Annotated in this window: 13 protein-coding genes and 1 tRNA gene; 9 read left to right on the plus strand and 5 right to left on the minus strand. The window is 69.4% G+C overall.

Features of this window, described 5'->3' with window-relative positions; genetic code table 11:
• Positions 1–22 precede the first annotated feature (22 nt).
• Positions 23–475, minus strand: a complete 453-nt coding sequence (locus ACJMK0_RS04485) for a hypothetical protein (RefSeq protein ID WP_405235921.1) — start codon at positions 473–475, stop codon at positions 23–25.
• 128 nt (positions 476–603) lie between these two features.
• Complete coding sequence (locus tag ACJMK0_RS04490) at positions 604–1,620, minus strand: Acg family FMN-binding oxidoreductase (RefSeq protein WP_405235923.1); 1,017 nt, start codon at positions 1,618–1,620, stop codon at positions 604–606.
• Between the two features lie 156 nt (positions 1,621–1,776).
• Between ACJMK0_RS04490 and ACJMK0_RS04495 the strand changes: the two genes are divergently transcribed.
• Positions 1,777–2,379, plus strand: coding sequence for an HD domain-containing protein (locus tag ACJMK0_RS04495; RefSeq protein WP_405235925.1), 603 nt, complete (start codon positions 1,777–1,779; stop codon positions 2,377–2,379).
• A 27-nt stretch (positions 2,380–2,406) separates the two neighbouring features.
• On the opposite strand, the gene ACJMK0_RS04500 is transcribed toward ACJMK0_RS04495, so the two are convergent.
• The gene (locus ACJMK0_RS04500; protein WP_405235927.1) at positions 2,407–3,039 is read right to left on the minus strand and encodes a DUF6498-containing protein; all 633 of its coding nucleotides are present in this window, start codon (positions 3,037–3,039) and stop codon (positions 2,407–2,409) included.
• Positions 3,040–3,110: 71 nt separating this feature from the next.
• Here ACJMK0_RS04500 and ACJMK0_RS04505 point away from each other — a divergent pair, with 71 nt between their 5' ends.
• The 8 genes from ACJMK0_RS04505 to ACJMK0_RS04540 all read left to right on the plus strand — a co-directional run bounded on the left by ACJMK0_RS04505 (position 3,111) and on the right by ACJMK0_RS04540 (position 10,858).
• The gene (locus ACJMK0_RS04505) at positions 3,111–3,701 is read left to right on the plus strand and encodes a DUF6940 family protein (RefSeq protein ID WP_405235929.1); all 591 of its coding nucleotides are present in this window, start codon (positions 3,111–3,113) and stop codon (positions 3,699–3,701) included.
• 35 nt (positions 3,702–3,736) lie between these two features.
• Positions 3,737–4,687 carry a hypothetical protein gene (locus ACJMK0_RS04510; RefSeq protein ID WP_405235931.1) on the plus strand — a complete coding sequence of 317 codons (951 nt, stop codon included), beginning with the start codon at positions 3,737–3,739 and terminating at the stop codon, positions 4,685–4,687.
• Positions 4,684–5,478: a TIGR01458 family HAD-type hydrolase gene (locus tag ACJMK0_RS04515; protein ID WP_405235933.1), complete on the plus strand. Its 795-nt coding sequence runs from the start codon at positions 4,684–4,686 to the stop codon at positions 5,476–5,478. The genes ACJMK0_RS04510 and ACJMK0_RS04515 overlap by 4 nt, the downstream gene beginning before the upstream one ends.
• An 8-nt stretch (positions 5,479–5,486) precedes the next feature.
• Positions 5,487–6,038: a hypothetical protein gene (locus tag ACJMK0_RS04520; protein WP_405235935.1), complete on the plus strand. Its 552-nt coding sequence runs from the start codon at positions 5,487–5,489 to the stop codon at positions 6,036–6,038.
• 58 nt (positions 6,039–6,096) lie between these two features.
• Positions 6,097–6,951, plus strand: a complete 855-nt coding sequence (locus ACJMK0_RS04525) for a hypothetical protein (RefSeq protein WP_405235937.1) — start codon at positions 6,097–6,099, stop codon at positions 6,949–6,951.
• Positions 6,944–10,096, plus strand: coding sequence for a DUF748 domain-containing protein (locus ACJMK0_RS04530; RefSeq protein ID WP_405235939.1), 3,153 nt, complete (start codon positions 6,944–6,946; stop codon positions 10,094–10,096). The genes ACJMK0_RS04525 and ACJMK0_RS04530 overlap by 8 nt, the downstream gene beginning before the upstream one ends.
• A 65-nt stretch (positions 10,097–10,161) precedes the next feature.
• Positions 10,162–10,237, plus strand: a tRNA-Ala gene (locus ACJMK0_RS04535).
• A 27-nt stretch (positions 10,238–10,264) separates the two neighbouring features.
• Complete coding sequence (locus tag ACJMK0_RS04540) at positions 10,265–10,858, plus strand: DUF4136 domain-containing protein (protein ID WP_405235941.1); 594 nt, start codon at positions 10,265–10,267, stop codon at positions 10,856–10,858.
• Positions 10,859–10,874: 16 nt separating this feature from the next.
• On the opposite strand, the gene ACJMK0_RS04545 is transcribed toward ACJMK0_RS04540, so the two are convergent.
• Both ACJMK0_RS04545 and ACJMK0_RS04550 read right to left on the minus strand, forming a co-directional pair.
• Positions 10,875–11,852 carry a glutathione S-transferase family protein gene (locus ACJMK0_RS04545; RefSeq protein WP_405235943.1) on the minus strand — a complete coding sequence of 326 codons (978 nt, stop codon included), beginning with the start codon at positions 11,850–11,852 and terminating at the stop codon, positions 10,875–10,877.
• A 98-nt stretch (positions 11,853–11,950) separates the two neighbouring features.
• Positions 11,951–12,241 carry a sll1863 family stress response protein gene (locus ACJMK0_RS04550; RefSeq protein ID WP_405232585.1) on the minus strand — a complete coding sequence of 97 codons (291 nt, stop codon included), beginning with the start codon at positions 12,239–12,241 and terminating at the stop codon, positions 11,951–11,953.
• Positions 12,242–12,258: the final 17 nt, after the last annotated feature.

A 12,258-nucleotide genomic window follows, 5' to 3' on the forward strand; every position in this document is an offset into this window, starting at 1 on the left:
CCGGCCCGCTACACAATAGCCGTCAGTCCGCGAACTTCACTTCCTGCAGGACAATCGTGCTGCCGATGGTGCGCAGCTCCTCGCGGTCGATGGCGGCGCTGCGCATCGCCTCCATGGAGCCCTTGAGCTGCTTGGAGACCTTCTCGAAGTACTCCATGCCGAGATCGAAGGCCGCGTAGTTCTTGTAGGTGACGCTCAGGATCAGGTCCGGCTCGCCCTCGCGGGCACTCGGGTTCGAGTACATCGCGTAGTCGATGACGTGGCCGTCCTTCTTCTGTATCTCCAGGGACTTGCGCCACAGGCTGTTCAGGTCGTTGATGTAGGCATTGAACATACCGGGCTTGATGTGTACGTGGGTGATCTGCACGACGTGACCGTTCTCCCAGTTACGGGAATGATCCTGGGCGACGGCGCCCGTGGCAGTCAGGCACAGCAGTACTGCGGCCGCGAAAAGGCCGGTGATCTTCGTCTTCATTGCGCTCTCCCCCTTGCGGGTTGTAGTTGTGATTGTGGTGTTGGTCGGCGGCCGGAGCCGCCGAGCCACTATACGCGCAAGTTCCGGCGACGGTTAACGTAATCGGCCAGCGAGCCGAGCGGCCCGGATCAGATCAGGATTTCGCTCAGGGGGCGGCGGACGCTCGCCTTCGTCTGCGGGCCGTAGCCGAAACGGAGCAGGAGCTGGGGCGCGTGGTCCGTGCCCATCACGTCCTGCAGCAGGGGGCGGAGCTGGGGCGTCTCCAGCGGCTGGTTCAGGTAGGCCGCGGTGGCGCCGTCGGCGGCGAGGCGCAGCAGCACACGGGACAGCGCCCGGCCGGCCCGCAGCCAGTGGCCGACGTCGTCTTCCGGCGTGCTCAGGATGGCCAGCAGCGGCGAGCCGGCCATGATCTTCTTCGCATCCCCGGCGGCGACGCCGTTGCCGAGGTCGAACGTGCGGATCACCAGGGCGCCCACCGGGGAGAGCACGTCAGGCACCCCGAAGGCCTCGCCGGACATGCCGTCCCGGCTCTCGGCGCGGCGCGAATGCACCCACGAGGCGAGTTCCCGGCGGAAGCCCGCATCCGCGAACTGGGTGCGGTCGCCCTCGGCGACGAGGTCTGCGATCTCGGCCTTGGTGGTCTCGTCCGCCACCAGCGTCAGTTCGGCGCCCTGATGCGCCGCCAGTTGCCGGCAGCGGGCCTGCAGCGCCGGCGGCAGGCGGCGTTGCTCGAACGCGTGCCGCGTCGTCCGCCGCTCGGGGATGGCCTCGAACAGCGCCCGGTCCTCCTCGTCCGGCGTCACGGCTTCTCCCAGGCGGAACACGGCGAGCAGGTCCGGTTCCCCCTCGTCGGGCAGCAGCTCCGGCACCGGTGACCGCCCGAAATAGCGTGCGGCGACCGCGAGATGGTCCAGGGCGGCGCCGCAGGACATGGTGAGTTCCCGGTCCCGGGGGTCCACCACGGGCAGTGCGCGTCGACGGTCGGCGTACAGCTCGACCGCATCCTCGTGCAGGCGGAACAGCCACGGCTGGGAGTTGTGGCTGGAAGGCGCCTGGATGGCGTAACCCAGCAGGAACCTGAGCTGGTCCTTCTCGCTCCCCCTGGCGGGGAACGGCGGCTTCTTCTTCGCGGCGGTGCTCTGCATGGCCCGGCTCCGTGTCCTGTCCTGCCGACGCTAGGTGCACCCCCGGGGAGCGGCAATCCGGGCTTTCCGAGAGGCGGCGGTCAGGCGGGCGGATGACAGCACGGGGCCGGTCGGTTAGCGTCTGTCGTCCGGGCCATGCGCAGGGGAGTGACCGTTTTGCTGAAAGCCGACGCCGGAGAACTGGAGGGACTGCTCGATTTCCTGCGCGCCGCCGAGCGCCTGAAGGAGACCGAACGCCATGCCTGGACCTCCGGCGGGAGGCGGGAGAGCGTGGCCGAACACACCTGGCGGCTGTGCCTGATGGCCATGCTGGTGGCCGACGAATACCCGGACCTCGATTTCGCGCGCCTCATCCGCCTGTGCATCGTCCACGACCTGGGCGAGGCCATCGGCGGCGACGTGCCCGCCCCGGAGCAGGAGGACGCGCCGGGCAAGAGCGAGCGAGAGCGCCGCGATCTGGAGACACTGGTCCGCCCGCTGGCTGCGCGGCAGCGCGAGAACATCGTCGGCCTGTGGGAGGAATACGAGGCCGGCCGCACCCCCGAGGCGCGTCTGGCGAAGGCGCTGGACAAGCTCGAGACCATCCTCCAGCACACGCAGGGCGACAACCCGCCGGGTTTCGACTACCGCTTCAACCTGGATTACGGCCACCGCTATACCTCCGACGACCCCCTCATCCTGCTGCTGCGCGAGCTGTTGGACGTGGAGACCGAGCGCCGGGCGGTGGCGGCGGAGAGCGCCGGCGACGCGTCCCGTTGATGCCCGGCAGCCGGGGTGGGCGCTGCGTCAGGGCAACTCCTTTGCGTGGGTGCGCAGGTGAGACTGGAGGTCCATCGCGATCTTCAGCGCGATCAGCAGGACCAGTCCGGCCAGCGGCGCGTCCAGCGCCGTCAGCAGCGCGCCGCCCGCGAGGATCGTGACGTGCAGCAGCACTATGCGGCCGTAGGGCCGTGCCATCAGCTGTTTGGGCGAGGCCTCGCGGTACTCGCCCCGCAATATGAAATTGACCACGAAGGAATAGCCGTGGCTTGCCACCAGCGCCAGCACGGGCAACAGCAGATGCTCGCGTGCGATGACGTCCGTGACCAGCGCGATGTCGGGTAGCGCGCTGGCATCGGCCATGTCGCCGAACAGGCTCAGCACGAAGCTGCCGTGCACGGCGGTGAACATCCCGTAATGAACGCAGAAGAACGCCACCAGGAACAGCTTGCCGGCCCAGAGCACTGGTTCCGCCGGCCGCGCGGTCAGCATGCGCGCGGCGTTGAAGAAGCCGATGACGATATTCTCGAACCAGAACAGGAACAGGATGGGGAACACGGCCCAGCCCCAGGCGAATACCCCGTACAGTGGCACGAGATTCGCCAGGATCAGTGCGACGGCCGTCGAGTCCAGCCGCCGGATGGCCCGGAGCAGTTCCATGGCAGCGCATCATACCTGCGCCCGCGACGGTCGAACCGGTATGCTGTTCACGGGATGCACGGGAGCCGCGCATGAGTGTCTGGTTGGCCCCGGCCGAGACGGTGCCGGGCGGGCGGCGCCACACGCTGGAGGAGCGCGGCGCTCCGCTCAGCCGTGCGCATTTCCTGCGGCGGCTCCGGGATGACGCGGACTTCGCTTCCTGGTATTCGGAGTTGTTAGCCGCCGCACCCTGGCCGGCGTACTACTGGGAGAATCCGCCGCTCGCCGCCGGGTCACTGGAGCGGCCGGCGGAGTTCGTGCTGATCGAGGCGCCGGCGCTGGCCGCGATGCCGCCCGACGCCGAGTCTTTCGCCGGCCACTTCGGCGCCGGCGACGGGGTGGTCACGTTCCCCAACCTGGGCGGCGATGCGTTGCTGGTCGTGCCCGAGCCGGCGGCCGATACCGCGGCCGATGCCTATCCGCATCTGGCCGTATTCCTGCGCCGGGGGCCGGCCCGGCAGGTCCGCGCGCTCTGGCGCGCCACGGCGGCAGCCGTCCTCGACCGGCTGGACGACTCGCCGCTCTGGCTCAGTACCTCGGGCACCGGCGTGGCCTGGCTGCATGTCCGTCTGGACCGGCGCCCCAAGTACTACCAGCACGGTCCCTACCGGAGGTCGCCGTGAGCCTTCGAGCGGCGGCCGGGGCACCAGCCAGAGCAATGGCCACGGTAATTGCGGCCTCGAGCCTGCTGTTCCCCTGTGCCGCTGTTCTCGCGGCATCGCATTGCCCGTCCGCGGCGCTGGGTTACGTCGTGCTGCCTGCCGAGGACCTGTCGCTGCCGCCGGGCGCGACGGTGGCCACCCGCGAGTCGACGCTGTCGGCCTGCTTCCTGTCGGTCGAGGGCAGCCGCTCCGGGCTCGATCTGGGCATGGACTACGCCTACGTCCGCCACGAGTACGACGGTGTGGCCGGACGCGACCGGGACCTGCACCGGCTGCAGTTCCCGCTGACCGTCCGCCGCCAGGGCGAAGACTGGCGGGTCGACGCGCTGCTCGCTCCCGGCGTGGCGACCTCGTCGAACGTCTTCAAGGACCTCGGCAGCCGGGCCACCGAAGAGGATTTCCTGCTGACCGGCCGCATCGAGCTGCGGCTGCGGCACGGCCCGCGCAGCGCCTGGCTGCTCGGCGCGGCCCACGACCGCAGCCTGGGGGAGAGCCGCACGCTGCCGGTGGCCGGGCTGGAATACCGCCCGTCCGCCGCGCTCGGCCTGCGGCTCGCGTGGCCGGACCCCTCCCTGCAGCTGGCCGTCACGGAGCGCCAGTCGGTGGTGCTCGACGTTTTCCCCGTCGGCCAGCGCTGGCACGTGGTGAGCGACGAACTCGGCGCGGCATTCGACTACCGGCTGGAGGGCTGGCGTGCCCGGGCCGCCTGGAACGTCCGGCTGACGGACGGCCTCGCGGTGGATGTCGGCGTGGCCCGCGAGCTCGGCCGCGAACACGGCTTCATCGACGACACGGGCCGGCGCATCGACACCGCGGTGGATGCCGGCTGGGTCTTCACGCTAGGCATCCGCCTCGGCGGCATGCCGCTGCCCCGCGGCCGCGGCCCGGCGCTGCCGCGGCTCGCGCCATCGACCCCGGCCGGGAGTCCGGCTACTCTGCCGCCATGAGCGACCCGACCCGCAAAGCCCTGCTGATCGACCTGGACGGCGTCATCTACGAGGGAGAACGCGCCGTCGAAGGCGCGGTGGAGACGGTCCGCTGGATCCGCGGCGAAGGCATCCCCTGCCTGTTCCTCACCAACACCACCTCCCGCCCGCGTTCGGCGCTGGTCGAGAAACTCGCCGGCCTCGGCGTGGAGGCGGACGAGGACGACATACTCACGCCACCCGTGGCCGCGGCGGCCTGGCTCCGGGAGCGCGACGTGGATACGGTGGCGGCCTTCGTCCCCGAGGCCACGGCCGCTGAGTTCTCCGCGTTCGATCGGCTGGGCGACGACGACGAGGGGTCGGCCGGTGCGGTGATCGTCGGCGACCTCGGCGAGGGCTGGAGCTTCGCCCGCCTCAACCGGGCGTTTCGCCTGCTGATGGCCGCGCCGCAGCCATACCTGGTCGCCCTCGGCATGACCCGCTACTGGAAGGCGGAGGACGGCCTGCGCCTGGACACCGCGCCGTTCGTCGTAGCCCTTGCTCACGCCAGCGGGGCGGACCCGGTGGTGCTCGGCAAGCCGGCGGTCCCGTTCTTCGAGACGGCGCTCGCGAAACTCGGCAGCGCGGCCGGCGAGACCGTGATGGTCGGCGACGACCTGCGCGCCGACGTGGGCGGTGCACGGGAGGCCGGCATCGGCGGCGTGCTCGTGCGCACCGGCAAGTATCGCGGCGAGGAGTCGACGGACGACGTGCGGCCGGCCGCCGTACTCGATTCCATCGCCGACCTGCCGGACTGGTGGCGGGGCCACTGAGCACGGTCATGGCAGAGGCGGAGAAGGAGGGGACGGCGAAGAAGGAGGGCCGCATCGCGCGCCAGCTGCGCATCGCGCGGGAGGTGCGCGCCGAGCCGCGCACGGCAATCACGCGCATCCGCGGCTGGCTGGTGGGTCTGTGGACGGCCCGCGGCGGCGGTCTCTACGGCCTCGGCGTGGTGGTGAGCTTCCTGATCCTGGAGGCGCGCATGATCGCCGACGACGTGGCCGAGAGCGCCGGCGTCACGGACTTCCTGGTCGGCGAACTCATCGAGTTCGTCTTCCGCCTGGGCTTCATGTCCGTCCTGAACGGCTTCCTCGCCCTGCTCTGGCCGCTGTGGGTGCTGGAGCGGCTGGGTTTCTGGGGCATCGGGCTGCTGGCCGCCGCCTACGGCGTATTCGAGTACGGCCTGCGCCCGCTGGTCGAGTCCCGCGTGCCGGAACTGGCCGAGGCGCGGGAGGCGAAGGCGGAGCGGCGGCGCGAGAAGCGGGAGAAGAAGGCCGAGCGGTCCCGGCGCCGCGCGGAGAAGAAGGAGCGCCGCCGCCGGGGCCTGCGGTAGGATTGAGCGGTGATGCCGCCCGACGTCATGCGCCGCCGGATAGAGGAGCAGTGAGCCGTTGAACGCCCTGACAAAGCTCGGACCGGGCCACGTCTGGTTCCGCGCCTTCAAGTACACCGTCTACTGCCTGCTGGCGCTGAACGTCTGGCTGTTCTTCCTGGACGACTACGCCGCCAGCAAGGAGGTGTTCGTCGACGGCGTCACCTGGAGCAACCTGGTGGAGGCGTTCTCGGCCACCGTCGACACGATGGCCTGGGTCGTCCTGCTGCTCCTGTTCGAGCTCGAGACGGCGGTCATCCCCGACGAGAAGCTCGAGGGCCGGCTGAAGTGGATACTGACCGCCGTGCGCGGCATCTGCTACGCCTTCATCGTCTATGCCTTCTACGGCTATGTCAGCAAGTACTTCGTCGTCACCGACCTGGTCGAGCTGGGCCGCGTGAACGTGTGCGCGCTGGCAGACCAGGGCTACGCCTGGGTGGCCACCCTGGACGAGTACCCGCGCCTGACCGCCGAGGCCTGCGCGGCCATGCAGGGCCAGCCCATCCTGCAGATCGCGGGCACGAAGATCGTGGGCACGCCGGAGCAGCTCGGGCTGGCGAAGTCGCTGGCGCTGACGGATATCATCAATGCCGGCGACTGGCTCATCGTCGTGGCCCTGCTCGAGGCCGAGGTGTGGTTGCAGCTGAAGGGCCTGCTGAGCGACCGCCTGCTGGCCATCAACAAATGGATCAAGGGTTTCCTCTATGCCGTGCTGTTCGCCTGCGCCATCTACTGGGGCATCGACGGCGATTTCCTCGATTTCTGGGACGCCTTCCTGTGGCTTGTGGCCTTCATCTTCATCGAGATGAACATTTTCGAATGGCACGAGGAGACCGAACAGGAGGAGGCCGCGGAGGGAGCCGCCCATGCGTGATTTCGTGCAACGCCACCGCCGCCTGCTGATCGTCCTGGCGGGACTCATCGCGGCCTGGACTCTGGCCGGTTTCTTCCTCGCGCCCTGGCTGGTCGAGCGCCAGGCGGTCAAGGCGGTGGCCCAGCAGTTCGACTCCGAACTCCGGCTGGAGCGCGTGGCCATCAACCCGTACGTGTTCAGCCTCACGATCGACGGCCTGGAGCTGGACGATCCCGCCGGCGAACCGCTGGCGCGGGCGCGGCAGATCCACGTCAACTTCCAGACGAGTTCGCTGTTCCGCTGGGCCTGGACCTTCGCCGAGTTTCGTCTCGACGCCCCGGAGCTATTCGTCTCCCGGGACGGCGACGGGGCTTTCAACTTCCGCCGCCTGCTGGAGGCGCGTCCGTCGGCAGCCGAAGAGCCGCCGCCGCAGACGGAGAGCGGACCGCTGCGCCTCATCCTCCACGAGGCCGTGGTGAACGACGCCGCCCTGCACTGGCGCGACGCGGTGCCGCCCCAGCCGGTGGAGACCCGCTTCGGGCCTGTCGATGTGCGCGTCCAGGGGCTGAACACCCTGCCGGAGCAGCCGGGCACCCAGGAGGTGGTGATCCGGACGGCGAGCGAAGGCACGCTCACCTGGTCGGGCAGCCTGCAGCTGAACCCGTTCCGCGCCGCAGGGGAGGCGGCGATCGACGGTTCCCATTTCGAGCTGCTCTCGGCCTACATCCGCCACGAGACCGGCCTGGACATCACCGACGGCGATGCCGACATCGACTTCACCTACAACGTCGCCGCCCGGCCGGACGGCCTCCTTGGCGCGACGGTGGACGACCTCGACGTGGTCTTCAACGACGTGCGCATACTCACCTTCCCGGCAGCAGCCGACGGCCGGCCGGGTCGCGAGCCGCGGGAACTCCTCTCGGTGCCGCGGATCGCCCTCGCCGGCGGTCGCCTGCGCTGGCCCGAGCGCAGCGTGTCCGCCGAGAACCTCGGCATCGAGGGGGCCGTGCTGGCGCTGCAACGCGACGCGACTGGTACGCTCGACGTCGTGCGCAATATGGCGACGAGGGAACCCGCGCCGGCTACCGGGGAGACGGTGGACGACGGCGAACCCTGGCGCCTCTCCCTTGCGCGCTTGCATATCGCCGACCTGGCGGCGAGTCTGCGCGACGAGAGCGTGGAGCCGGCCGCTGAGATGGGTGTCGACGCCGTGCAACTGGAGATTCGGGACCTCAGCAACGAGACTGGCGCCGCGTTCCCCGCCACCTTGTCCCTGCAGGCCGGCCGCGGCGGCCGCGCGGAGCTGGACGGCACCCTGGCGGTGCTGCCGGAACTGCGGGCCGACTTCGGCCTCGCCATCGACGGCATCCCGCTGGCATGGAGCCACCCGTACATCCAGCCGCTCGCGGACGTCAGCCTGGACTCCGGCCTGCTCGACGCCGATGCCCGGCTGGCCACCTCCCCGGACGATCCGCTGCGCTTCGAGGGCGACGTCGCTGTCAGGGATTTCCTGATCACCGAGACCGACCTCGGCACCCGGCTCGGCAGCTGGGACCGGGTGGTCGCCAGCGGCATCGTCTTCAGCCTGGCGAACCGGGACCTCGAGGTCTCCGAGGTGCGCCTGGAGCGGCCTTACGGCGACATCCTCATTACCGAAGAGGGCCGCGTGAACCTCGGTCGGGTGGCGAAGGGCGAGGCCGATGCCGACGCCGACGCCGATGCCGATGCCGATGCCGACGCCGATGCCGATGCCGACGCCGATGCCGACGCGAGTGAGCCGGCCGGCGACGGGGCGGCCGCGGCCGAGTCCGGGCCGTCCGCGGCGGAAGGCGAGGAGCTGCCGATCCGCGTGATGGTGGGCCGGGTGGTGATCGCCGACGGCGCCGCCGACTTCGCCGACCGCTCGCTGCCGCTGCCGTTCAGCGTGAAGATCGCCGGGCTGAACGGCGAGCTCTCCACGATTGCCACGGCCAGTGCCGAACCGTCCTCGGTATCGCTGGAGGGTACGGTGGACGAGTTCGGCTTCCTGCGGATCACCGGCAGCGTCACGCCCCTGGCGCCGGCCGAGAATACGGACCTGCGCGCGGAGTTCGAGAACGTGGCCATGCCCCGCTTCTCGGCCTACTCGGTGCCGTTCGCCGGGCGCAAGATCGCCAGCGGCCGGCTGGATCTGGATCTCGGCTATCGGCTCACCGACGGTCGCCTCGTCGGCGACAACAACATCGTGCTGCGGGAATTCGAGCTGGGCGAGAAGGTGGATCACCCCGACGCCATGAGCCTGCCGCTGGGACTCGCCGTGGCCCTGCTGAAGGACGCGAGCGGCACCATCGACGTGGATATCCCCATCACCGGTGAGGTCGACGATCCCGAGTTCAGCATCGGCGGAATCGTGATGAAGGCACTGGGCAACCTGATCGTGAAGATCGCCACCTCCCCGTTCGCCCTGCTCGGCAACCTGCTCGGCGTGGAGGCCAGCGAGCTCGAGCAGGTGACCTTCCTGCCGGGCCGCGCCGACCTCACGCCGCCGGAGGTGCAGAAGGCGGCGAATCTGGCCGAGGCGCTGACCCTGCGTCCCCAGCTCGTACTGGAGCTGCCGCCGGTGCAGGCGCCGGCGGCCGATGCGCGGGCGCTCCGCGAGGCGAAGCTGGAGGCCGCCGTCGCGGAGCGGGTGGCCGGCGTTGCGCAGGACGGAGAGGCCGGCGGCATGTATGCGGAGCGGCGCCGGGAGGTACTGGAGGCGCTGTATCGGGAACTGGCCACCGTGGAGGATCCGCAGTCCCGGCTCGACGCCCTGCGCGCAGAGAACACCCGCGCGGTGGAGACGGAGAAGGGCAGGGGCGAAGCTGCCCAGCCTGGCGAGACGCGTTTCGACGCCACCGCCTACGCCGCCGACCTCGCGGACGAACTCGTGCCACTGCAGCCGCTGGAGGAGGGGGCTCTCGCGGCCCTCGCCGCCGAGCGGGCGGCGAATCTGCGCGAGACCATACTGGCCGCGGGCAGCGAGCTGGAAGGCCGGGTACTCGTGACCGAACCGGCCGAAGCGGCGTTGACCGACAACGACCGGGTCGCCATGAAAGTGACCCTGACCGCCGATCGCCCGGCAGCCGCCGCTCAGCCGCCGCCGGAGAACGGTGCCGAATCCGGGGAACCGGCCGCCGGCGACTGATTGCCATCGTCGGCAATGGTCCAAACCGGCGTCGCCTGCGATAAAATAGGCGCTATCGAAAACACGGGGCCGTAGCTCAGCTGGGAGAGCGTCGCGTTCGCAATGCGAAGGTCGGGAGTTCGATCCTCCTCGGCTCCACCACTTCCCTCAATGCCAAGGAGGCATGCCATGCATGCGAGAACAGGGAGACTGTTCACGGTTCTGGCGATCGCCTGCAGCGTACTCGTCGCGGCCTGCGCCACGGGGCCGCAGCTGCGCACCGACTACGACCGCAGCGTCGACTTCACCCGCTACGAGACCTTCGGCTTCGCCGAGGAGCTGGGCACCGACCGGGCCGGCTATTCCTCGCTCATCACCAGCCACTTCAAAGGCGCGGTGCGCAACGAGATGGAGGGGCTCGGCTATCGCTACGTGGAGACCGACCCGGACCTGATCGTGAACTTCTACACCCGGGTGCGCGAGCGCAGCGAAGTGCGCAGCCGCCCGTCCATGACCGTGGGCGTCGGCTATTACGGCTACCGCTACGGCCTGTACACCGCCTGGCCGATGTACGAGCAGGAGGTGGACACCGTGCACTACCGGGTGGGCACCGCCAACATCGACGTGGTCGATGCCGAGCGCAGGCAGCTCATCTGGGAGGGTGTGGCCGAAGGCCGGCTCACCCGCGAGTCGCTGGAGAACCCGAAGCCCGCCATCGAGGACGTGGTGCACGACCTGTTCATGCAGTTCCCGACGCGGCAGGCGTCCGACGCCGGGGAATAGGGCTCGGGCGCCGGGGCTACATGCCCTCCCGCCCGTGCCGGGCCTCGAACTCGAGTTCCGGCCCGACCGGCACGATGCGGGTGGGGTTGATGGTCTCGTGGCTCGCGTAATAGTGCTTCTTGATGTGCTCGAAGTTCACCGTCTCCCGGATCTTCGGGTGCTGGTACAGGTCCCGGGTGAAGCCCCACAGGTTCGGATATTCGGTCAGCCGGCGGACGTTGCACTTGAAGTGGCCGTGGTAGACCGGGTCGAACCGCACCAGGGTGGTGAACAGCCGGATGTCGGCCTCGGTCAGGGTGTTCCCGACCAGCCAGCGTGAGCCGGCGAGACGCTCCTCCAGCCAGTCCATGGTCTCGAACAGGGGATACACCGCCTCTTCGTAGGCTTCCTGGGTGGTGGCGAAGCCCGATTTGTACACGCCGTTGTTCAGCGTGTGATAGACGCGCTCGTTGACCGCGTCGATCTCCTCGCGCAGCGGCTCCGGGTAATAGTCGCCGGCCTCGGCACCGAGCTCATCGAATGCCGTATTCAGCATGCGAATGATCTCGGAGGATTCGTTGTTGACGATCGTGTCGCGTTGCTTGTCCCAGAGCACCGGCACCGTTACCCGGCCGGTGAAGCCCGGGTCCGCCTTCTGGTAGAGCTGATAGAGCCGCTCCACGTTGTGGATGGGGTCCGGGATCACGCCGGGACCGGGCTCGAAGGTCCAGCCGTGCTCGGCCATGTACCAGTGCACCACCGAGATGGGCAGCATCTCCTCCAGGCCCTTCAGCGCGCGCACGATCAGCGCCCGGTGGGCCCAGGGGCAGGCCAGCGAGACGTAGAGGTGATAGCGGTCGGGCTCCGCCTGGAAGCCACCCTCGCCGGAGGGGCCCGGCTCGCCGTCGGCGGTGATCCAGTGTCGGTACGCCTGTTCCTGGCGCTTGAACTTCCCGCCGGTGGACTCCGTGTCGTACCACTGGTCCTTCCACTGGCCGTCTACGAGCAAACCCATTGCGGACTCCTTGCTGACTGCGTTCCTGACAGTGAGCGATCTGCGGACATAGAGAGGCGCCGGCCGGGCCGGACCCGACCGGCGCCCCGGGGGACAGTCTACTGTTTCAGGCGCGACGTGGCCGATTTAACGGCCGCGGACATCGACTGCCAGGCGCTCTCGGCGCCGGCCTTGATGTCCTCCCAGGCGTCGTCGCTGGCCTCCCTCAGTTCCTCGAGCCGCTTCTTCATGTCGTCACGGCGGGACTTCAGGTCTTCGATCGCCTCGGAGTAGTCCGCCTCGGCATCGGCCCGCTGCCGCTTCGCCTTCGCCTGCAGCTTGTCGATCTCGGCGTTCCATTCCTCGAGCTGGGCTTCCAGCTTTTTCTGATAGGTGCTCTTGTCGGCCATGCGTAGTACTCCTTTTC

The organism is Lentisalinibacter orientalis (genome assembly GCF_040706535.1).
In the GTDB taxonomy this organism is placed as follows: domain Bacteria; phylum Pseudomonadota; class Gammaproteobacteria; order Steroidobacterales; family Woeseiaceae; genus Lentisalinibacter; species Lentisalinibacter orientalis.